The 20,265-nt window shown below is 58.2% G+C and carries 11 protein-coding genes and 1 CRISPR repeat array (1 of these 12 only partly in view); of the genes, 2 read left to right on the top strand and 9 right to left on the bottom strand.

The window, feature by feature from the left end:
• Positions 1-5,576: a CRISPR direct-repeat array (repeat unit 28 nt; unit sequence TTTCTGAGCTGCCTGTGCGGCAGCGAGG) (it extends 867 nt beyond the left edge of the window).
• Positions 5,577-5,706: 130 nt separating this feature from the next.
• The 6 genes from cas6f to cas1f are packed head-to-tail and all read right to left on the bottom strand — an operon-like array spanning position 5,707 to position 13,767.
• Positions 5,707-6,258 carry a type I-F CRISPR-associated endoribonuclease Cas6/Csy4 gene (gene cas6f, locus BW958_RS00055; protein ID WP_076573271.1) on the bottom strand — a complete coding sequence of 184 codons (552 nt, stop codon included), beginning with the start codon at positions 6,256-6,258 and terminating at the stop codon, positions 5,707-5,709.
• A 9-nt stretch (positions 6,259-6,267) separates the two neighbouring features.
• Complete coding sequence (gene csy3 / locus BW958_RS00050) at positions 6,268-7,299, bottom strand: type I-F CRISPR-associated protein Csy3 (protein ID WP_076573270.1); 1,032 nt, start codon at positions 7,297-7,299, stop codon at positions 6,268-6,270.
• 25 nt (positions 7,300-7,324) lie between these two features.
• Positions 7,325-8,284 (bottom strand): type I-F CRISPR-associated protein Csy2, encoded by a 960-nt coding sequence (gene csy2 / locus BW958_RS00045; protein WP_076574037.1) that lies wholly within the window; start codon positions 8,282-8,284, stop codon positions 7,325-7,327.
• Positions 8,281-9,474: a type I-F CRISPR-associated protein Csy1 gene (gene csy1 / locus BW958_RS00040; protein WP_076573269.1), complete on the bottom strand. Its 1,194-nt coding sequence runs from the start codon at positions 9,472-9,474 to the stop codon at positions 8,281-8,283. The genes csy2 and csy1 overlap by 4 nt, the downstream gene beginning before the upstream one ends.
• Complete coding sequence (gene cas3f, locus BW958_RS00035) at positions 9,467-12,793, bottom strand: type I-F CRISPR-associated helicase Cas3f (RefSeq protein WP_076573268.1); 3,327 nt, start codon at positions 12,791-12,793, stop codon at positions 9,467-9,469. Before cas3f ends, csy1 begins: the two co-directional genes overlap by 8 nt.
• The gene (cas1f, locus tag BW958_RS00030) at positions 12,790-13,767 is read right to left on the bottom strand and encodes a type I-F CRISPR-associated endonuclease Cas1f (protein ID WP_076573267.1); all 978 of its coding nucleotides are present in this window, start codon (positions 13,765-13,767) and stop codon (positions 12,790-12,792) included. The genes cas3f and cas1f overlap by 4 nt, the downstream gene beginning before the upstream one ends.
• Positions 13,768-14,118: 351 nt before the next feature.
• Here cas1f and BW958_RS00025 point away from each other — a divergent pair, with 351 nt between their 5' ends.
• Entirely contained in the window at positions 14,119-14,994 is an 876-nt protein-coding gene (locus BW958_RS00025; protein ID WP_076573266.1) for a DMT family transporter, read from the top strand.
• A gap of 72 nt (positions 14,995-15,066) precedes the next feature.
• Here the strand turns inward: BW958_RS00025 and BW958_RS00020 are convergent, their stop codons facing one another.
• Genes BW958_RS00020 through BW958_RS00010 form a run of 3 tightly spaced genes read right to left on the bottom strand, consistent with a single transcriptional unit; the run spans position 15,067 to position 19,279 of the window.
• A complete protein-coding gene (locus tag BW958_RS00020) occupies positions 15,067-16,593 on the bottom strand; it encodes a DHA2 family efflux MFS transporter permease subunit (RefSeq protein WP_076573265.1) in 1,527 nt (508 codons plus the stop codon).
• An 11-nt stretch (positions 16,594-16,604) separates the two neighbouring features.
• Complete coding sequence (locus tag BW958_RS00015; RefSeq protein WP_076573264.1) at positions 16,605-17,810, bottom strand: HlyD family secretion protein; 1,206 nt, start codon at positions 17,808-17,810, stop codon at positions 16,605-16,607.
• Between the two features lie 23 nt (positions 17,811-17,833).
• Positions 17,834-19,279 (bottom strand): efflux transporter outer membrane subunit, encoded by a 1,446-nt coding sequence (locus BW958_RS00010; RefSeq protein ID WP_143232976.1) that lies wholly within the window; start codon positions 19,277-19,279, stop codon positions 17,834-17,836.
• 100 nt (positions 19,280-19,379) lie between these two features.
• Here BW958_RS00010 and BW958_RS00005 point away from each other — a divergent pair, with 100 nt between their 5' ends.
• On the top strand, positions 19,380-19,985 hold the full coding sequence (locus BW958_RS00005; RefSeq protein WP_076573263.1) for a TetR/AcrR family transcriptional regulator: 606 nt from the start codon (positions 19,380-19,382) through the stop codon (positions 19,983-19,985).
• Positions 19,986-20,265: the final 280 nt, after the last annotated feature.

Genomic DNA, 20,265 nt, shown 5'->3' with positions numbered 1-20,265 from the left:
GGCATGCTGCTGTCCGCAGCAATGGGACCATACTTTCTGAGCTGCCTGTGCGGCAGCGAGGCTCCGTTGGTGAGCAGGGTTCCCTGCCCGAAATTTCTGAGCTGCCTGTGCGGCAGCGAGGGTCAATGAGGGGCTCTATCGCCGCATCTGCCATTTCTGAGCTGCCTGTGCGGCAGCGAGGAAACGCGGCTTTAAAGCGGGGCATCTGCTCACTTTCTGAGCTGCCTGTGCGGCAGCGAGGTCGGCCTGCCGGCATCGGGGTTTGTTTTTCTGAGCTGCCTGTGCGGCAGCGAGGGGCAGCCAGCTGGGCGATGTGCGCGCCGAGGGTTTCTGAGCTGCCTGTGCGGCAGCGAGGAAGCAACTGCCGCCGCCGATGCGCGTTTGAGTTTTCTGAGCTGCCTGTGCGGCAGCGAGGACTTCACGGTCTGGCCCTTGTTCTTCGACTGCTTTCTGAGCTGCCTGTGCGGCAGCGAGGGCAATGCAGATTCGGAGGATTGTTCAGTATGATTTCTGAGCTGCCTGTGCGGCAGCGAGGGTGTTGATATCGGTGGGCGCCAGCTGATCGACTTTCTGAGCTGCCTGTGCGGCAGCGAGGAACCCATGAGCAAAGTCACCTTAGTCGTCGCCTTTCTGAGCTGCCTGTGCGGCAGCGAGGACTGCACGGAGGGTTACCCCACCATCGGGTTTTTTCTGAGCTGCCTGTGCGGCAGCGAGGGAACAGCTGGCCAAGCCGGTGCTGGGGTGCGTTTTCTGAGCTGCCTGTGCGGCAGCGAGGTTCAGCATCCGGCTGGCCATCGCTAGGTCATATTTCTGAGCTGCCTGTGCGGCAGCGAGGAGTTTGTTCCAGCCTTGCTTGAGGCGTTGGGTTTTCTGAGCTGCCTGTGCGGCAGCGAGGGTCGAGAACGTGCCTGGGATGCTCAAGTTTCCTTTCTGAGCTGCCTGTGCGGCAGCGAGGATGGCCACGATATCGCCCGGCTGGATCTGATATTTCTGAGCTGCCTGTGCGGCAGCGAGGTCATCGCGCAGTGCTTGTTCTTTACTGCTGCGTTTCTGAGCTGCCTGTGCGGCAGCGAGGGGTCTGGCCCTTATTCTTCGGCTGCGGCTTGGTTTCTGAGCTGCCTGTGCGGCAGCGAGGAGCATCGGGGTGCTGGAGAGCGGCGACTATCTTTTCTGAGCTGCCTGTGCGGCAGCGAGGGGCCCGAGCCGCCCAGGGTGCGGGGTACGCTCTTTCTGAGCTGCCTGTGCGGCAGCGAGGCTGATCATTGCCGCCTATATAGCCGGCCATGTTTTCTGAGCTGCCTGTGCGGCAGCGAGGAACGCCAGCATATTGCGACTGCTATTAATTCTTTTCTGAGCTGCCTGTGCGGCAGCGAGGTCCATGAAGCCGAAGGCTTCCGTCGCCACGCTTTTCTGAGCTGCCTGTGCGGCAGCGAGGGAGGATTACACCCTTTTGCGCCAGCCCCTCTCTTTCTGAGCTGCCTGTGCGGCAGCGAGGAAAGATTTTTACCCGGCGTTCCTGTTTTACGGTTTCTGAGCTGCCTGTGCGGCAGCGAGGATGTGCAGGGTGATGGTTTCAGCGTTGTCCATTTTCTGAGCTGCCTGTGCGGCAGCGAGGGCGTGGTGCAGACCATGCCGGGGGCTCGCCCCTTTCTGAGCTGCCTGTGCGGCAGCGAGGATGTTGGTGGCGGTGTCTGCCGTTAGCGTGCTTTTCTGAGCTGCCTGTGCGGCAGCGAGGCATTTATGCCTCCTGATATTGCAGACGGAACTTTTCTGAGCTGCCTGTGCGGCAGCGAGGTTTGCCCTGTCTGTCGCGATCGCCTTTTTGCGTTTCTGAGCTGCCTGTGCGGCAGCGAGGAGTACCAGCCCGAGTACACCCTAACCCGTGACTTTCTGAGCTGCCTGTGCGGCAGCGAGGTCGCAACGAGCTGTTCGCCCAGCTCATCGTCTTTTCTGAGCTGCCTGTGCGGCAGCGAGGCTCAACAGCCTGCCGAGGGTGGACGAGTCGCGTTTCTGAGCTGCCTGTGCGGCAGCGAGGGAACCCGAGCGCCCTAGCCACTTTGTGCATGTTTTCTGAGCTGCCTGTGCGGCAGCGAGGAACCGGCTGTGGTGGTACACGGTGGTCATTCTTTTCTGAGCTGCCTGTGCGGCAGCGAGGGAGCCCATGCAAGTCAAGCTGCTCGTATCATTTTTCTGAGCTGCCTGTGCGGCAGCGAGGTTGCCCTTAATCAGGGGCCAGTAGTTGGTCTTTTTCTGAGCTGCCTGTGCGGCAGCGAGGGCGAGGCCGCCCTTAAAGAAGAGGTCGCCTTGTTTCTGAGCTGCCTGTGCGGCAGCGAGGGACCCCACGGAGAAGCAGTACCTGATGCTGATTTTCTGAGCTGCCTGTGCGGCAGCGAGGACGATGGCGAGAAGAACCGCTTTGCGCTGTGGTTTCTGAGCTGCCTGTGCGGCAGCGAGGTGGTAAGTCAGCCTTTGACTGGGGGGATGGGTTTTCTGAGCTGCCTGTGCGGCAGCGAGGCTGTTCGCGCATGTAGGCGTCCAGCGCCTTGCTTTCTGAGCTGCCTGTGCGGCAGCGAGGCGTCTGTATCTGGAGCAGGCGAGACAGCACACTTTCTGAGCTGCCTGTGCGGCAGCGAGGCCCTCGCCTGCGTCCCCTGTACCATCCTTCGGTTTCTGAGCTGCCTGTGCGGCAGCGAGGGCTTCCACTTTGCCGGCTACCGCATCGAGCTTTTTCTGAGCTGCCTGTGCGGCAGCGAGGTCACTGGCAGGCAGCACACGGGGGATGCCGCTTTTCTGAGCTGCCTGTGCGGCAGCGAGGGTGATGTTCCTGACTCCCGTCCCTGCTGGTCTTTTCTGAGCTGCCTGTGCGGCAGCGAGGCCGCTGCATGTGCTGCGCAAACATGGCGATCATTTCTGAGCTGCCTGTGCGGCAGCGAGGAGCGTTTGCCGGGTATCGGCCAGCTCGTCATATTTCTGAGCTGCCTGTGCGGCAGCGAGGTAATCGATTTGCCACGTGCCAGCGGCCACAGTTTTCTGAGCTGCCTGTGCGGCAGCGAGGTGCGCCACACCGGCAATCAGCATCCAGCTGCCTTTCTGAGCTGCCTGTGCGGCAGCGAGGGTGGAGAGTGAGCTGGAAAAGAGCGGGGCCAATTTCTGAGCTGCCTGTGCGGCAGCGAGGGAAGACGATGGTTACAGCCGAGCAACTGTCATTTTCTGAGCTGCCTGTGCGGCAGCGAGGCGCCCCGCCGCAGATTTCACCACTGAGCGAGTTTTCTGAGCTGCCTGTGCGGCAGCGAGGGCTAGTGACGTGCTACAAAAGCCGGCCAGCAGTTTCTGAGCTGCCTGTGCGGCAGCGAGGAACACCTCACGCTCGAGCCACTCCTGCATCTCTTTCTGAGCTGCCTGTGCGGCAGCGAGGAGCACCCCGATGCTGATGCCGTCCTCTTCACGTTTCTGAGCTGCCTGTGCGGCAGCGAGGGGCAAGATCGTTCGGCGCACTGACTACGTGATTTTCTGAGCTGCCTGTGCGGCAGCGAGGGAACAGCCAGACCTGCAAGCCTTGGCCAAGCATTTCTGAGCTGCCTGTGCGGCAGCGAGGGCAATCAGCTTGGCCCACGGGATAGTCCCCATTTTCTGAGCTGCCTGTGCGGCAGCGAGGCTTGGCCTTATCACGGGGGAGCTATCTGGACTTTTCTGAGCTGCCTGTGCGGCAGCGAGGCTTGGGGCACACCACGCTCAACCTTGGTCGGTTTTCTGAGCTGCCTGTGCGGCAGCGAGGTCGGCGTTGTACGCGGTGGTCATGCAGTAGCGTTTCTGAGCTGCCTGTGCGGCAGCGAGGATCTCGGGGTCACGCTCCAGCAGGCTCATGAGTTTCTGAGCTGCCTGTGCGGCAGCGAGGGCTTCGACCTGCTCTGTGGTCAGCTTGGCATTTTTCTGAGCTGCCTGTGCGGCAGCGAGGGAAGACGCCGCCACCTTCACCTTTAAGAGTGTTTTCTGAGCTGCCTGTGCGGCAGCGAGGACGGGCCTGCCAAGGGCGCTAGCCGAGGGGCTTTTCTGAGCTGCCTGTGCGGCAGCGAGGTCATAAGTTCTCCTAACAACCTCGATTGCCTTTTTCTGAGCTGCCTGTGCGGCAGCGAGGTCAAGGTCTGATTGCCGACGATGGCGCTATCGTTTCTGAGCTGCCTGTGCGGCAGCGAGGTTCTCGGGGTCACCCAAGCCTGACCCACCATTTTTCTGAGCTGCCTGTGCGGCAGCGAGGCAGATTATTGGGGTGATGGTCAAATCCAGACGTTTCTGAGCTGCCTGTGCGGCAGCGAGGAGCCAGGTAGCGCATCTGCATGGGGTGCAGAGTTTCTGAGCTGCCTGTGCGGCAGCGAGGGTCGAGAACGTGCCTGGGATGCTCAAGTTTCCTTTCTGAGCTGCCTGTGCGGCAGCGAGGCCAAGGGCTCCAGATTGTCTGCACAGCGTGCGTTTCTGAGCTGCCTGTGCGGCAGCGAGGGGTGTAATACTGCCACCACGTCTCCTTGATCATTTCTGAGCTGCCTGTGCGGCAGCGAGGTCATGGGCTTTGAATTACGCCTGCCCGTGGACTTTCTGAGCTGCCTGTGCGGCAGCGAGGATTTCGGTGGTGCCGGTGCTGGCCGGTTGGTCTTTCTGAGCTGCCTGTGCGGCAGCGAGGGCCATCAAGACCCTCGAAGCTCGCGTGGCCAATTTCTGAGCTGCCTGTGCGGCAGCGAGGAACACCACCCAGCCGGCCAGCTTTGACCGCGTTTTCTGAGCTGCCTGTGCGGCAGCGAGGGCCAAGACCCATGCCGGCAAGCCCCTTCTGGCTTTCTGAGCTGCCTGTGCGGCAGCGAGGAACACGGCGCCGACTTTCTCCCCCACCATTCATTTCTGAGCTGCCTGTGCGGCAGCGAGGGGCACCACCAGCATCAGGTGCTGCTCCTCCGTTTTCTGAGCTGCCTGTGCGGCAGCGAGGGGCCCCCATGTCGATGCTTAGGGTGCCGGACATTTCTGAGCTGCCTGTGCGGCAGCGAGGGCCTTGAAGTCACACTTGCCACTAACGCTGCCTTTCTGAGCTGCCTGTGCGGCAGCGAGGCCTTTTACGAGGGCCACATTACGGACGGGGCGTTTCTGAGCTGCCTGTGCGGCAGCGAGGGCTATGCGTTCCACTACGTTGTCCCGCTCTATTTTCTGAGCTGCCTGTGCGGCAGCGAGGGGGTACAGGAACCACCGACCAAGGTTGAGCGTTTTCTGAGCTGCCTGTGCGGCAGCGAGGCCTGTGCAAGGCGCTGATGCTCAAAGGCGGCTTTTTCTGAGCTGCCTGTGCGGCAGCGAGGTAGCGAAACCACCCCGAGCTGCGGCTCGGGATTTTCTGAGCTGCCTGTGCGGCAGCGAGGTTTGCGGGTGTCTTTGCGTCAGCTTGTGTCATTTTCTGAGCTGCCTGTGCGGCAGCGAGGAGAAGCCTGTGCGTACAAGCAAAGGCAGCAGTTTTCTGAGCTGCCTGTGCGGCAGCGAGGAACCGGCTCAGGGTGTCGAGCACGATGCACAGTTTCTGAGCTGCCTGTGCGGCAGCGAGGTGTTACATACTATCGCTATCTATCTGATTGTTAAAGAGCTTACCCTGATTTCTCGGTTAACCCCAATTGGAAAAGAGGGCGTAGAGCCCATCATAAAATCAATGAGTTAGCTACGCCCTGAAAAATAGGGTCAGAACCAGGGGATAGTTGCCGTCGCGCTTAATCCGTAGGCGTTGAATGTCCCAGCGACCGGTTTATCGAGCAAAGGGCCGTGCTCGATATAGAGGCGCATCCGGCTTGCGGTTGAGAGGCTATGCATCTCGGCATAAGGCAGGGTGATTGCCTTCTGTTGAGTGTCGGGGATGCGAGCCAGCGCCTCCTCTTCGCTCAACCAACCTTTGGCTATCGAGCGGCGGCGCTTGTTGTGAGCACTCTTGGCCTGCACCCTTCTTACCACGCGATAACTGACACGTTGGGGAACCTGAGTCGGTTCGCCAAGATGGATATAGTCCCGCATCCCTTGCAACCAGTTCGCCTCGGTGAGGTGAAGCAGTTCGGCTAAAGCGCCATGCAAACGCAGGCACTCGCCAAGAGTGCGTTTATGGCAGGGGAAGCTGACGCCCACCCGCCCTTGCGTCAGGGTGGGGAGCACCCGATGCAGCTTGGCATAGAGGGCATTGAGTAGCTCCACCTGACCAAACTCGGGGTCGGGCAGCACCCGAATGTCGAGGTAGTGATCCATAGGGGCTCCTTAGTCGGCCTCGCCGAAGACACCGCCCCGCACCAGGGTCGCCATCACATAGTGCTGCTGCTCCACGGCGGGCAAATTATCTTTGAGCATCCAGCCATCAAGCAGGTTATAGAAGTCGAGTTTCTCTTTGGGCTGGCGATATGCGGTACCGCGGCTGGTGACCGAGCCATAGGGCTCTACCGCGATGGGCCCGAGTTCCTCTGCCCCCGGGTACCAGGTATCGATGGTACGCAAAGCGTTGCCAATCTTTTGGGAGTGCATCGCCGCGATGCCATTGACTTGATAGAGATATTTGCTCTTTTTCCCCTCTTTGCCACCACTTTGATCCAGCACCAGCTCCTGAGAAGGAAATACCTCCTGGCCAGCGCCAAGACGGACAAATGCCTCGACCTTTAACAGTGCAAAGTCGCTGCCAAGCAGCCCCTGACGGATCACTTCACTGAGTTCAGCCAGTGGCCCTTGCGGCTTGGTAAAGGTGCGCAGGTTGAAACCCAGCGCATCAAAGACCCAGCTCTGCTTTGCCGAGCCCTGCTCCAGACGGCTAATACGCACTTCCACCGCTTCGGCCCCGACCCGGTTGCGCCAGAGGAAACGACCATTGGCCAGGTTCTCGGCATAGCGGGCCGCCAACTCGTGAAACTGGTGCTCGCGCACATAATCACCAATCTTCTCACCGAGCACAGCCTGATAATCCTGATCATTACAGGCTGAGGGCTGCGCCAGGTTGCCCAGCACACGCAGAGTAAAACCGACTCGCAAGGTGTCGGCATCAAAGGGCAGCGTCGCCACATCCACCCGCTGCGGATTGGGTTTCTGGATCTCGTTATCGAGCTTGGCGGGGTCATCGGCGGTCGCTTTTTTCAGGCGGTTGGAGATAGTGCCGCGCACTGCTTTCTCTTGCAGAGATATCGGATGCCAAGCGCCGGGATTATCCCGCTCTTGCCAGTTACCGGCGTAAAGCTGGGCGTCTGAATTAGCAAGCTTGCGCTCGAAGGCCAGAACGGAGGCGGTCTTGATCATTGCTTTTGCCATGATGTGATTCCTTATCTTCCAGTGATTAGCTGATAAATTCTTCATCGTCTTCTTCAACACTCAGAGAAGGTGCGATGTAGTGGTTTTCACAGAGGTAATAGGGTTCCTGATAGCGATAGCGCCATAACAGGGTGTCGAGATTCTGAACACGATGCAGACTGACCCACTGCCCTACGGTGTAGATAGACTCCACAAACCGAAAAGGCGTTGTCTGATCTCGGCTGCTGGGAATCGAGCCCGGTTCGTGGAGGGGGGAGATGCCTTGATAGCCTACGGCCAGTGGCACCAGATAGCCGGGCGCAGGCTTGTCCAGTGGTTGCCAACTCACAGCCCCAGCTTCATCTTGCTGCGACTGATGGCACAGAGTGACAAAATCGAGCAGGCTGTCGAGTAGTTCAGCGTCTGGCTCTTCGCTCAGTTGCTGTTGATGATGAGCCGTCAATAGGTCGTGGCGGCAGACCAGGGCAAAGCCCGGCAACAGGCTCATGCACAAGCGGCGCCGCTCGCGCTCTTCGTAATGCTCACGCCACTGCACCTGACCAAGACGAGTGATGGTGCCTCCGGCCAGACGCAGGGACGGCACGATACGCTCAAACCAGGCGTGCAATTCGTGGATACGCAGATCTAGCGATTCCCCTTTGGGCAACCGGTCAGCATCAAAGTTGCACTCAATCAGCAGGCTGATATCAAGGTGAACACGCCCCTCTTCATTAAAGGGGGCTGTCTTTCCCTCTTTGGTCAAGGGATTGCGGGTTAGTGCGAAAACCTGCTCACGGCGATTGCCAAGCGGCTGGCTCTGTAGCTCGGTGTGATGGGCGATGACGGCGCAGCCCCCGAGCGTCAGCCCGTAAGCCTGCTCGAGCCGGCGCGACAAGGCATGAGTAAAGCCGAGAAAATGGCTGATGGCAGGAAAACCGTAGGTTAGGCCGCTGATGGCATTGGCGTTTTCCACGCTAAGGTGGCGAAGTAACAGAGTCGATTTCATGCCCATTGCTCCAGATCCTGTTTCAGCAAGCGCAGTTGACGCGCCAACATGCGGCGCCAAACATGCCACTCGGCATCACCGATATGGGCCAACTGCTTTTGCAGCCGCTTGTTGAGCCAGCGTCCAAATTCCAGACCTATGCGGTTGGCCTGCTCATCAGAGAGTGCTTGGTCATTCACGGGATCAAGCCAGCAACAAAACACCTCGCTCATCGGCTCTGCCGTCTCGCGGCTCCAGCCCGAGGGCAAGGAGCGCAGCTCAGCAGCGTAGCTCAGTAGCGCCCCCATCAAATCGTCCACCAGTCCGGCGCGGCGCTGCTTGATGGCATCGTTGTTGTCTGCCTGCTGCACCGATTTGAGAAAACGCCCCAGCTCACGCAGGGTGGCTGCTACCCGATGCTCGTAGCGTTTCCAGAAGTGCTCTTCGCTTTCAGGCGCAGTGAGGCGGTCTTGCCATGCCGGAGGTTGGCAGCTCAACAGATAGGCACGACCATTACGTTTGCTATTTAACAGGGAAACATTCTGCTGGTTGGCTCCACCAAAGTGCTGCTCCGCCAGATGGGGAAAGTCCACGATGGCCACCTCAAAATGCTCGTTTTTACGGCGAGCATCGCGCGCAGCTTTCGCCTCATCCCCGAAGCGGGCTTGCTCAATGCGTTGATACAAGGCGTGACACAGCGAGCTGGCAAAGAGAGGGCTCAGCAGGTGATACCCACTATCGGCGGGGAAATAGGTCTGCTTGGCCAAGGCGTGGGTAACAACTTCATTACTTTTTAATGAGTTAGATAACCCATCAATCCAGCTATGCAATTGCTCTGTGCTTCGAGAGAAAACTTTTAACGGTTCACCATTTCCCTCAAGAAGGTAATCCATTAGGCGATGGCCATCTCCTTTGAGAAGCAGGAAATTTGCAACATCATGAGTTGCTGAATTACCAATAAAATCTGCAGTACATACGGCCAAAGCGGCCGTTGACACATACTGAGAACTGCTTATTCCCGCCACCAAATACCCGGAACTTTTAGAATCAGCATGAGTGTATTTCGGAGCGTGAGTCACCCATGTTATTTGCCATGCTCTCTTGGTGGCCTCATCAAGCCAATCCGCTTTAGTAGGCCATTTTCCTGGCTTGGCCTCCTGCCTTGCCGAGATATAGTCATCGATGGCCGATGACAGTGTTGTTTCACTCATTGCATCCCTCGTTACTCTTCTTTAATTCCCGATAAACCCCGAATAGCGGGTCATATTGCCAAGGCTTGGAACTCTGCCCGATGGTTGGCAGGCGGATCTCGGTAAAGGTGCGCGATAGTCTGGCGGCATCCCATTCCAGCTGCTCTCCCAAAACGGCCAATAGAGGCTCTGGCTCGTTGTCCAGCCAAGGGGTCACTCTCTTTGCGGGGGTGAAAGTCGGGCGCTCGAAGCAGCTTGCCTCCACCAGCTCCGGCTCTCCACGCTCTTCAAGCCGGTGAAAGCGCAGCGGCTCATCGTCATCGGCCTGATAGAGTACAAAGCACTCGTCGGGGCATGACTCCCGAAAGCGCGTTTGCCGCTGCATCTCGCCAGCCCAATCCAGTGGTGGATGCATCCACCACTGCTGCGCCGGTGGCGTATCCAATTTTTTGCTCCCCTTGCTGTAGCCAAACAGCCGGACGTGAAGATGAGCGTGCTCCAATGCATCAAGCCGGTCGTAATGGCCACTTAAGCTAATACCGGGCGGCATCTGGATTGCTGGTGATGCCGAGATCCACTCGTAACAACTAGAAGGCAGGCTGGCGCCCATGTCCGGGTTATCGAGTTGAAAGTGATTCGATTCAAACCCCGGCTGACAATAGGCTGGCGTTATGCCTCGCAACGCTTTGATATTTTTATTGAGGATCAAGAGGTTTGGATGTGTGGGCACCCTCTTGCGGTGGCGCTGGATGCGGCCGGCCAACTGGATCAGAGAGCGCATCGAACTTGGCTCGGCAATGGCCCAGTCATAGTCATGATCCCGACCCACTTCCGCCACCGGAGAGGCAAAGACGACAAACAGATGGTGCGTCTCGGGCTGCGCCAGTGCCAGCTGCACCTCGGAATGTGACCAAAACGCGTTGTCGTCATGGCGGCTGAGTAGGGCATCGAGGCGCTTTTCCATCGCTGATCGCACCAGCAGCGGATGATGGCTGTGGTAAATGCAGAAGTGGATACGAGTATCGGGCGGAGGCTCCTGGCTCAGCACCTGCTGAGCCACTGCGACCAGCGGATCGATATTGGCCATCCGCACCAGACCAACCGACATACACTTGCCTGCAGGGTGACGTTCATGATGCTCGCTGTGTAGCTGAAGCATGCCATCACGAACCGCACTCGCCATGGCTTGCACCACCTCATCGCTACTTTTCCCGCTTGAGATCACAGGCCAGAGTGCCCCCCGGCGCACAGAGGGCTGCTCAGCCAGCTTGCTCAGTCGTGCAGTGACAAATGCTTGGTGACACTCCTTAAAGGCAGCCTGTTCGGCCAGCTCTTGCTGGGCAACACCAAACTCATCAAACCAGGCGCAGCAAATCGGGGGCATGGCACCCGGCTCGCCACAGGCTTTGTGGTAATGAAACCTTCCTGCCTGATAGGCAGCAAACAGGGCGTTAATCAGGGCTGGCTGCAGCGTGGCCGATGAGAGTAACACCCGACTACCCAGCATCCCGGCCCAGTTGACCAGACGACACAGGGCGGGCAGATCGGACAGCCCAAAATCATCGGGCTCATCGAGCACCAGATCCGAGGTGAGCAGACGCAGCATGGGGGCAATCTGCTTGCCGCCACGAGTGCCTTCTGTCGCCGGGATCAGGTGATCAATGGTACTCACCAGCACCGGGGCACTGACCAATTGATACAAGGCTGATGACTGCTTCAACCAGCGACGCAGTGGGCCGTCGTCGAGGGCCCCGTCGTAGTGCACATGCACATTGGTATCGATTAGCGACGCGGCCGACTCGGAGCCACTCTTGGGCTCGGAACGTGCTTCTCGGGTGCGTAGCTCATGCAACTGCTGCACTGCCGCCGAGCCGATCAACACCGCCAGATCATCGGTATCGAGCGACAATCGTGCTCTCAAGGCATCACCGGTTTGCAAGGTCAGGGTGCGAAGACCCAGCGCCACGCTAAAACGGCAACCGAGCTTTTCATCGGCCAGCCCGTACATGATGCGGGCATTGGCAAAGGTTTTGCCGCAACCGGTCGAGGCCATATTGACCCCAAAGAAACCTTGCGACTGAGAGCGATGAGCTAGCATTTTGGCCAGATCAAATGCCTTGTCCTGCCAGCGAAATGCACTCTGTTGGCTGCGCTGTTTAAAGCCTTTATGACGAGTAATGGCCGGTAGATGTGGCCGCAGCTTTGGCAGATTCTTGGCAAGCAGATAGGCGTTATGGCCGACGCCGATATTGTGCTCATCGAGCGACTGCTTGAGCTTCCCCGTATCGCGGTCGGTATTGGCATAGACCTGGTATTTCCGGTCTTGCCACTTCTCGGTCGCATTGCCAGCAGAGTAGGCATGATCGGCCAGCATCAGGCACAGGCGCGCCAGATGGCTGGTTAAACGGTCAGATAGCCAATCCTCCCTTTGCCAAAGGGAATGGCACTGTAACGCCCGCTGCGCCAGACGATTGGCCTTACTGCACCACGTTGTGCTAGCCAGAGGTGTCCCATTGGGGAAGCGCCAAAGCTGTAACCATGCCTCCTTATCCCACTCTGGATCGCGGCATTGCGGGGAGTTCCAGCTGGCCTCAAAGCGCCCAGAATCAATCGTTAACGCATCCAGAGGAGGCACGCCGACAGCCTGCTCATGTTGGGTGTCAAATTGCGGTAAGCGGTGGTGTGAAACAATCAGCCAACCGATGATTCGGGCGATGGGGGGCAAGCCTTGGAAGGGATTGGCACCTATCGGCCGAGCCTTGCTTTCGGCCAGCTTGCCAAGGCCAGCTAATGCCGGTTTTTCATCACTTGGGGTCAGGTTAGAGAGCGAAGTCAGCCACTCTCTGTCATCGCGACCATCGACAAAGGCCTCAAAGATACGCAGCGAGACCCACTCATGGCGTAGTGGCTCACTCAGGATGTGGCGTTTACCCGTGAGCTTGTCTTGAAAGAGCCGGTTGGCTTTACCTACGTCATGAAACAGTCCGGCGATGGCTGCCAGCAGCGCCATGGCCTCACCGGCATGCCATCGGTTTTCATCCTGACTGCGCAAGATATTGCGCCCGGTCGTGTTGGTGGGGACTGAGCCTTGTTCATTAAAGCGTTGGGCATTGCCAACAATCCAGCAAAGCTCCGGGCCAGTGCTTTTGAGCCAGTGGCAAGCGACCGCAGTGTTGCGACGGGCTGTTTTACGCAGCAATTTACGCAAGGTATCGAGGCCATCTTGGGTGATCACTGTCGCCCAGGTCCTCTCTCCTTTACGTTCAGCAAACTGATCCAGTATGCGCCGCGTTTCATCCAAGGCTCGCTTGCTGCATTGGGAGACCAAAAGGACATTCATCGCCCGACCTCACTCAATTCGGCGGCCACCGACTGCAAGGTTTCGATCATCTGATCCAGTGCGCCATGTTGATTAAAGCTACTGATGATCCGCTGGCGAAATGCCTGTTCTTCTTCTCCAGCCATGGCGGCGATAAAAGCCTGGGGCAAGATAAGCGCATCCTTGATGAGATCAGCCACATCAAACACCAAACCGCCGCGGCGGGTTTTACCGTGCAGCACTGAGAGACCATGGGGTAAACCAATCACCCAGCAAGCCGTTGCAGCAATGCCATAGGCAAGATAATTGCCATGATCGAGAAAGCGATTGGCCATATCGATACCGCTGCCATGCTTGGCTCGGGTAAATTCACCGTAGCAAACGGCATTGCCAGCCAACTTGTAGAGCGCTTTGGTTAGACTGGCCTCCTGAGCCAACACATCATTACTGCTATGGCACTGCGCAAGCTGAGATTCGAAACGCAGCAATACGCTGTTGAGCGCTGCCTCATCAAGAGCAAATGTCCGCTCGCGTTTCATGACTGCGCCTAGCCACACCTTTCGGATCTGGCTGATTCGTACATGTTGAAAAGCAATGGCAGCCCGCAGCCTTGCTGTATCACAAAACCAGAAACTAACCCACTGCTGCAGGTATTCCGTCGGCCTGTATTCGCTCTGGGAGCAGAGCCAACTCACACTGACCTCGACCTCATTGGCGGCAAAAAGCGGTGTGCCCCCACCGCCGCAAAAACCAACCAACACCCCCGCTTTTGCCAGCTCCCGCATGGCAGCTTGGGTGATGGACGTTCCGGTTCCCAGCAGAATGCAGGTGGTATTAGCGATAGGGATATTCCAATAGAGCGACTCTTTTCCCTCATCGGTGACATACTCAACCCGGCCGCCATTGACCAAGACCCGGCAATACTCCAGGTAGTAAAGATTGGCCCGTTTGGAATGGAGAATCGTCTTCAAATCAGATGGCGTTAGCTCTTCCATGTCAGCTCCTCGAGATTACTGCTGGCCACTCTTCTCCCCTCTCCAGCCCGGTTAAATGCACCTTTAGCCAATACCCTAGTAACCAAAGCTCGCGAGGTCTCGATCGCATAAAGCAGAGGCTAATTTGCCTGTAGTGGGACGAACACATAATTAATCAAACAAGTAATATCAATGAGGCTATCACGCCACTTATCACAAAAACCAATTGAGTCTCACACCAATCGCATGCCATCCCTCGGCATGTCACCCAGCACCCTGTTACGTGGATACCGTGAACGCAAAAGGCGCCCGGTATTGCTACCGGGCGCCTTTGCTTTATGCTGCAGGTCTCATTTCTCGATGATGTTTCCCATGAACCGCACACCGCTGCTGCTGATGTTCTTTACCACCCTGCTGGCCGGTGCCGGCTGGCTATTTTCCAAAGAGGCGATTCAGGGGTTGCCGCCGGCCGCGTTTATCGGCAGCCGCTTTCTGTTGGCCGCCCTGTTGTTGCTGCCGCTGGCTTGGCTGCGTGAACCGGCGCCGAACCGGGGTCAGGTTATCCGCGCTGCCGGGTGCGGTATTCTGCTCGGTACCAGCCTGCTGCTGTGGGTCACGGCCATCAGCCAGAGTAATGCGCTGGGCAGTGGCGCGTTTATCATGAGCGTGGCCACCCTGATGGCGCCGCTCGCGGCCTGGGCCGCCTTTAAAGCGCGCCCGGGTCGTCACTACTGGATGACCCTACCACTGGCGATTGCCGGCCTGCTGCTGCTCTCTTTGAGCACCCACTGGGGCGTCTCGCTCTCGCTGCTGTGGTTCCTCGCTTCAGCCGCGACATCGGGCTGCCAACTGGCGGTGCATCGCCACTTTGCCCAGACGATTGCGCCGACCTGGCTGACCTGCATCCAGCTGGCGGTCACCGGCGTGCTGGGCTGCGGATTGTCGCTATTGACCGAGCAGTGGCCGCAGAGCGTCAGTATCAATATCTGGGGCTGGTTTGCCGCCAGCGTGCTGATTGCCACCACCTTGCGCTATCTGCTGCTGACGCTCTCTTTAAGCCGACTGACCACTGCGCACGCGGCGCTGTTGATGCTGCTCGAACCGGTCTGGACTCTGGTGTTTAGCACCATCTTCTATCACGAGCCGATTGGCGGTGCGAAACTGGCCGGTGTGTGTCTGATCCTCGGCGCGCTGGTGCTCTATCAGTTGCCACTGCTGCTGCGTGGCGCGCGCATTCGGCCCCGTTAAGCCGGCGCCAAAATGAAAAAAAGCCTGAACAGAGCGACCTGTCCAGGCTTGATCCCCACAGGGTTGAGGGACCTAGTGCACTACGGAAGTGTCTACCTGCGTTTTCGGACGCGGCGCCAGCCAGATGGCAAACGCGGCCACGAAAAACAGCACGGCAATAATCATAAAAATCTTGTTGGTGGCTACCATCACGCTCTGCCCTTGCAGCAGCCACTCCAGGGTGCCTTTGCTCTGCGCCCCGGCGCCGGCCATCTGCATCGCCTGGGTGGCATCCCCCGCCCGGTCCGTCAATCCGGCCAGCTCGGCCCGCACATAGCGGGTTTCATGCTCCCAGCCGGTGTTGACCATGGAGGTGGCAAACGCGCCGGAGAGGGTTCGGATAAAGTTCATCAGACCGGCGGCAGACTCCATTTCACGGGCGAGCACGCTGCCAAGCGCAATACCGGTGAGCGGCACAAAGAACAGCGGCATGCCGATCCCCTGGAAAAACATCGGGAGGCTTATCTGCCAGAAGGTCATGTCCATGTTGGCGTGGCTGCGATAAAGGGTCCAACCGCCCAGCCAGAGCACACCGATAAACACCATGGGCCGCGGATCGATCTTGGTCGCCAGATTGGCAATCAAGGGCGCCAGGAACACCGCCAAAATCCCCATCATGGCCGTTGAATAACCGGCGATGGTGGCGGTGTAGCCCATGTAGATCTGCAGCCACAGCGGGGTCAGTACCGTGATGCCGAAGAAGGCGCCAAAACCGAGCGACAGGGTCAGCATACTGGTGCGATAGCCTTGGTGGCGGAACACTCGTAAATCGACCACCGGGTTGCGCTCGGTCAGCTCCCAAATCAGGAAGGCGACAAAGCCGATGGCCGCGATGATCGCCAGGGTCACAATCCGGGTCGATTCAAACCAGTCATGATCCTTACCCTCATCGAGCATGATCTGCAGCGCTGCCACCCAGACGATCAGCAACACCAGCCCCACCTTGTCGATAGGCAGCTTAAGGGTCTTTGATTCGAACGGCTGCAACAGCTTCCAGCACATCACCCCGGCCAGCAGGGCAAACGGTGCCTTCACATAGAAGATGTAGGGCCAGCTGTACTGATCACACAATATCCCACCCAGAATCGGCCCCATGATGGGCGCAACCAGGGTGGTCATACTCCAGATCCCGATCGCTGCGTGCGCCTTCTCTTTGGGGAAAATACGCATCATCAGGGTCTGCGACAGGGGCATCAGCGGACCACCGCACAGCCCGAGGAAAACCCGAAACAGCACCAGCATGTTCATACTGGTGGCCATGCCGCACAGCAGCGAGAACAGGCCAAACAGGATAAAACAGGTAGCAAACACCCGGATCGGGCCAAAGCGCGACGCCAGCCAGCCGGTCAGCGGTACCGAGATCGCCTCGGCCACCGCATAAGAGGTGATGACGTAGGTGCCCTGACTGGTCGAGGTGCCCAGACTACCGGCGATGTTGGAGACCGACACGTTGGCGATGGTGGTGTCGAGCACCGCCAGAAAGTTGGCCATCGCCAGGATGCCAGCGCCTAAGGCCAGCTGTGCCCCGCGCAGCGGAGCCGGCTCAGCGACGTGTTGCATCACGCGTCTCCTCAGCCCTGCTTGCTGTCATCGGTGTGGCTACGCTCGGCCAGTGCCGGACCACTCGCCTCGGTACGGGTATCAATAGTGGCAATCATCGACAAGCCCACCTGCAGCGGACGCTTGGCAAGCTCAGCAGGATCGAGCTCGATACGAACTGGCAGACGCTGCACCACCTTAATCCAGTTGCCGGTGGCATTCTGGGCCGGGATCATGGCAAACGCCGAGCCGGTACCGCCGGAGAAACCGCTCACTGTGCCGTGATAAACCACTTCGGTACCATAGAGATCGGCAGTGATCTCGACCGGCTGGCCAACCTTGACGCTACGCAGTTCCACCTCTTTGAAGTTGGCATCCACATGCACGGTATGCAGGGGAACCACGCTCATCAGTGGCGCGCCAATCTGTACGCGCTGACCCACCTGCACCTGACGCTTGGCGATCACACCATCGACGTTGGCAAAAATACGGGTGCGCGACAGATCAACCTTGGCTTGCTCAAGGCGGGCCTTGGCCAGCAGCACTTCAGGGTTTGTATCCACCGTGGTGTCCTGAATAAGTGCCGCATTGGCTTTCTTCGAGCCGATGGTCGAGTGGACGTTGGCCACACTCTGCGCTGAGGCTGCGCGGGCTGCACTCAGATTGGCCTGGGCCTGGATCAAGCCATTACGGGCATTGGTCAGCTCTTCACCCGAGACCGAGCCAGAGGCCTTGAGCGCGGCGCGGCGATCAAAGTCCACTTTCGCCCGCTCCAGATCTGCCTCGGCAGCCTTAAGCTGAGCCTGGGCACGCAGTTCATCGGCTTCACGCGCCTTCACCTGCGCCGCCAACCCTTCATCATTGGCCTGGTAGCTGTGAACCCGGCGCTTGGCCAGCGCCAAGTCGGCTTCAGCCTGTGCCAATGCCAAGCGGGCATCGGTGTCATCGATTTCTACCAGCAGATCACCCTTACGTACGTGCTGGGTATCGACCACCTGAATACTCTTGATGATCCCGCCCACCGCCGGGGTCACCTCGGCCAGTTCGACAGCCGTGTAGGCGTTGTCGGTTGAGACATAACGCGAGCCGACAAAATACCAGTAGGCGCCATAACCACCGGCTGCGACTGCGACGGCAGCAGCCAGACCGATAAAGCCGCGACGACGCTTGGCATTGGCCTCACGGGCATCAAACGCCTGCTCTACAGTGGCGTCAGCTAGTTGAACTTGTTGCGACATACGATTGAATTTCCTGTCTTTCATCAAGAGTGGGTGACGCTGTAACCCGCACCCAGTGCGTGGACCAGCGAAACATCAATGGAGAGAGCACGGGCCTGCATATTGACCAGCACCTGACGGCTCTGCAGCAAGGCCGCCTCGGCACTGAGCACATCCAGGTAGGTGGACAACCCGCCCTTGTAGCGGTTATTGGCAATCCGGTAGGCATCTTCGGCGGCATCGACCGCAGCCTGAGACTGGCTCAATCGCGCCTTGAGAGCATCCTGACTGGTGACCGCATCGGCCACCTGCTGCATGGCTTGGGTCAGGGTCTGGTTATATTGCGCAACGGCCTCTTGGTAACGACCACGGGCACTGTCGAGCTGACCTTCCAGCTTGCCACCGGTAAAGATCGGCAGATAGAGGGCACCGCCTACGCCTGCAGTTTGAGAGCCGGACTCGAGCAGCTTGTCGAGCCCCATCGATTGGTTACCAAAGAAGGCCGACAGCGAGACGTTCGGATAAAAGAGCGTTTCTGCAACACCAACCTCTTGCGCGGCTGCTTCAACGCGCCAGCGGGCTGCGGTCACATCCGGTCTGTGCCCAAGCAAGTCGATTCCGGCAGTATCGGGCAAACCAAACACCGAGGTCATGGCGAGCGTTGGACGCTGCAGAGTCAAGCCGCGATCCGGCCCTTTACCGAGCAAGGCGGCAATGGCGTGGCGCTGCAACACTATGGTCTCTTCCACACCCAGCAACTCTTGCTCGGCACTCGCCTTGAGCGACTCAACCTGGCGCACCGAACCTAAGGTTTCCAGACCGTTATTATAACGCTGCTGGAACAGGCTAACGGTTTCACTACGGATCTTCAGCGCTTCTGCGGCTGTATCGCGATTGGCATACAGTCGGGCCAGCTCGACATAAGACTGCATCAGAGCACTGACCAACACCCGCTCGGCATCGGCCTGCTCAGCTTCGCTGGCGGCCAGCGTCGAACGCGCGGCCTCTACCGTGGCGCGATTCTTGCCCCAAAAGTCGAATTCATAACTGAAGTTGGCCACTCCGCTGCCAAAGCTATTCCAACCGCGCGGAGGCAGTGAGCTGTAGTTGTAACTCATCCGTTGCCGAGTGAGATCACCACTCACAGACAGCTGCGGCATCTCACTGGCACCGGCTTGTCTTGCCATCCCCTCGGCACTGCGCAGACGCGCCTGTGCGATGGCCAGAGACGGGGCATCGTGCAGCGCCTCCTGGATCAACTGATCGAGCTGATCATCATGGTAACGCTGCCACCAGTTCGATTGCGGCCAGCTATCCTGACGCGTCGCCAGCAAGCTCTTGCTGTGTTCGAGGGTATCGGCACTGGCAAGCGTATCGCTGGGCAGGTCAGGTTGATGGGCACAACCACTGAGCAGGGCAAACAGGGACCAACAACAGACTCGCCAACCCTGCGAATGGTTGTCTGCAACGTCACGAGAGAGGAACCGCACATGCACTCCTGATAACTGAACTGTACGGTACAGTTATAGTTTGACAAAGCCCCTTCGTCAAGGAAAACTAGACTGATGAGTTCATTAATGACGGTTTGCCATGAGAGTAAAAAGTGAAGAGCGGCGACAGGTAATTATCGATGTTGCCTTAGAAGCATTTACCCAGCTCGGTTTTGAAAACACCACCATGTCGGAGGTCGCCAATCGGGCTGGTGGCTCCAAGGCGACGCTGTATAACTACTTCAGCTCAAAAGAAGAGTTGTTCGCTGCTGTCATTGAGGAGTTTGGCCGACAACGGATCGGCGAAGCCTTCATGTCCATGAATCCAGCCAAGCCGATTCGCGCTGAGATTACCCGTTTAGGTCTGAATTATTTAAACTTCATCCTTAATCCGGAAGTAATTTGTCTGAGGGCCGTGATTGTCCATGAGTCGGTGCGAACCAATATTGGCCGCGAATATTATCGCCTAGGGCCACAACGTGGTTGGCAATACATCAGCCAATACCTTGATGAACAATCGCGCAGCGGCCAACTTCGCCCAATAGATAACTGTTGGGCTGTGGCTATGCATCTGAAAGGTTTACTGGAAGCCGAGGTACTGGAGCCCATTTTACTGGGGGTCAGATCGAGCCCGGAGGAGAAAGAGATGGAGGCGATTGTGGAACGTGCCGTTAACGTCTTCATGCTGGCCTACGGTCCCAAGTAAATCGCATGGCTGCGTTAAACGCGCAGCCATATATTACCGAGCGATGCCGCCATCCTCTGATTACTCGAAATTGCCGCTGTTGCAGGAAAGATGAAAACGGTGATCAGGTGAAAAATATCAAACGCCGCGCCCCATGCGTGAAAAAGCAAAAAGCCCATCTCGTATGAGATGGGCTTTTTATTTCAATTGGGTGCCTGGCAGTGTCCTACTCTCACATGGCATCTGCCACACTACCATCGGCGCTACGGCGTTTCACTTCTGTGTTCGGCAAGGATACAGG

Source organism: Aeromonas sp. RU39B (assembly GCF_900156095.1).
Taxonomy (GTDB): Bacteria; Pseudomonadota; Gammaproteobacteria; order Enterobacterales; family Aeromonadaceae; genus Aeromonas.
Note: the sequence above shows the minus strand (reverse complement) of the source record. Positions and strands in the feature narration are given on the sequence as shown.

What these genes read in the sequence shown, in the direction of transcription:
- cas6f (WP_076573271.1), bottom strand. Translation starts at nt 6,258, where the DNA reads ATGGATCACTACCTCGACATTCGGGTGCTGCCCGACCCCGAGTTTGGT.
- csy3 (WP_076573270.1), bottom strand. Translation starts at nt 7,299, where the DNA reads ATGGCAAAAGCAATGATCAAGACCGCCTCCGTTCTGGCCTTCGAGCGC.
- csy2 (WP_076574037.1), bottom strand. Translation starts at nt 8,284, where the DNA reads ATGAAATCGACTCTGTTACTTCGCCACCTTAGCGTGGAAAACGCCAAT.
- csy1 (WP_076573269.1), bottom strand. Translation starts at nt 9,474, where the DNA reads ATGAGTGAAACAACACTGTCATCGGCCATCGATGACTATATCTCGGCA.
- cas3f (WP_076573268.1), bottom strand. Translation starts at nt 12,793, where the DNA reads ATGAATGTCCTTTTGGTCTCCCAATGCAGCAAGCGAGCCTTGGATGAA.
- cas1f (WP_076573267.1), bottom strand. Translation starts at nt 13,767, where the DNA reads ATGGAAGAGCTAACGCCATCTGATTTGAAGACGATTCTCCATTCCAAA.
- BW958_RS00025 (WP_076573266.1), top strand. Translation starts at nt 14,119, where the DNA reads ATGAACCGCACACCGCTGCTGCTGATGTTCTTTACCACCCTGCTGGCC.
- BW958_RS00020 (WP_076573265.1), bottom strand. Translation starts at nt 16,593, where the DNA reads ATGCAACACGTCGCTGAGCCGGCTCCGCTGCGCGGGGCACAGCTGGCC.
- BW958_RS00015 (WP_076573264.1), bottom strand. Translation starts at nt 17,810, where the DNA reads ATGTCGCAACAAGTTCAACTAGCTGACGCCACTGTAGAGCAGGCGTTT.
- BW958_RS00005 (WP_076573263.1), top strand. Translation starts at nt 19,380, where the DNA reads ATGAGAGTAAAAAGTGAAGAGCGGCGACAGGTAATTATCGATGTTGCC.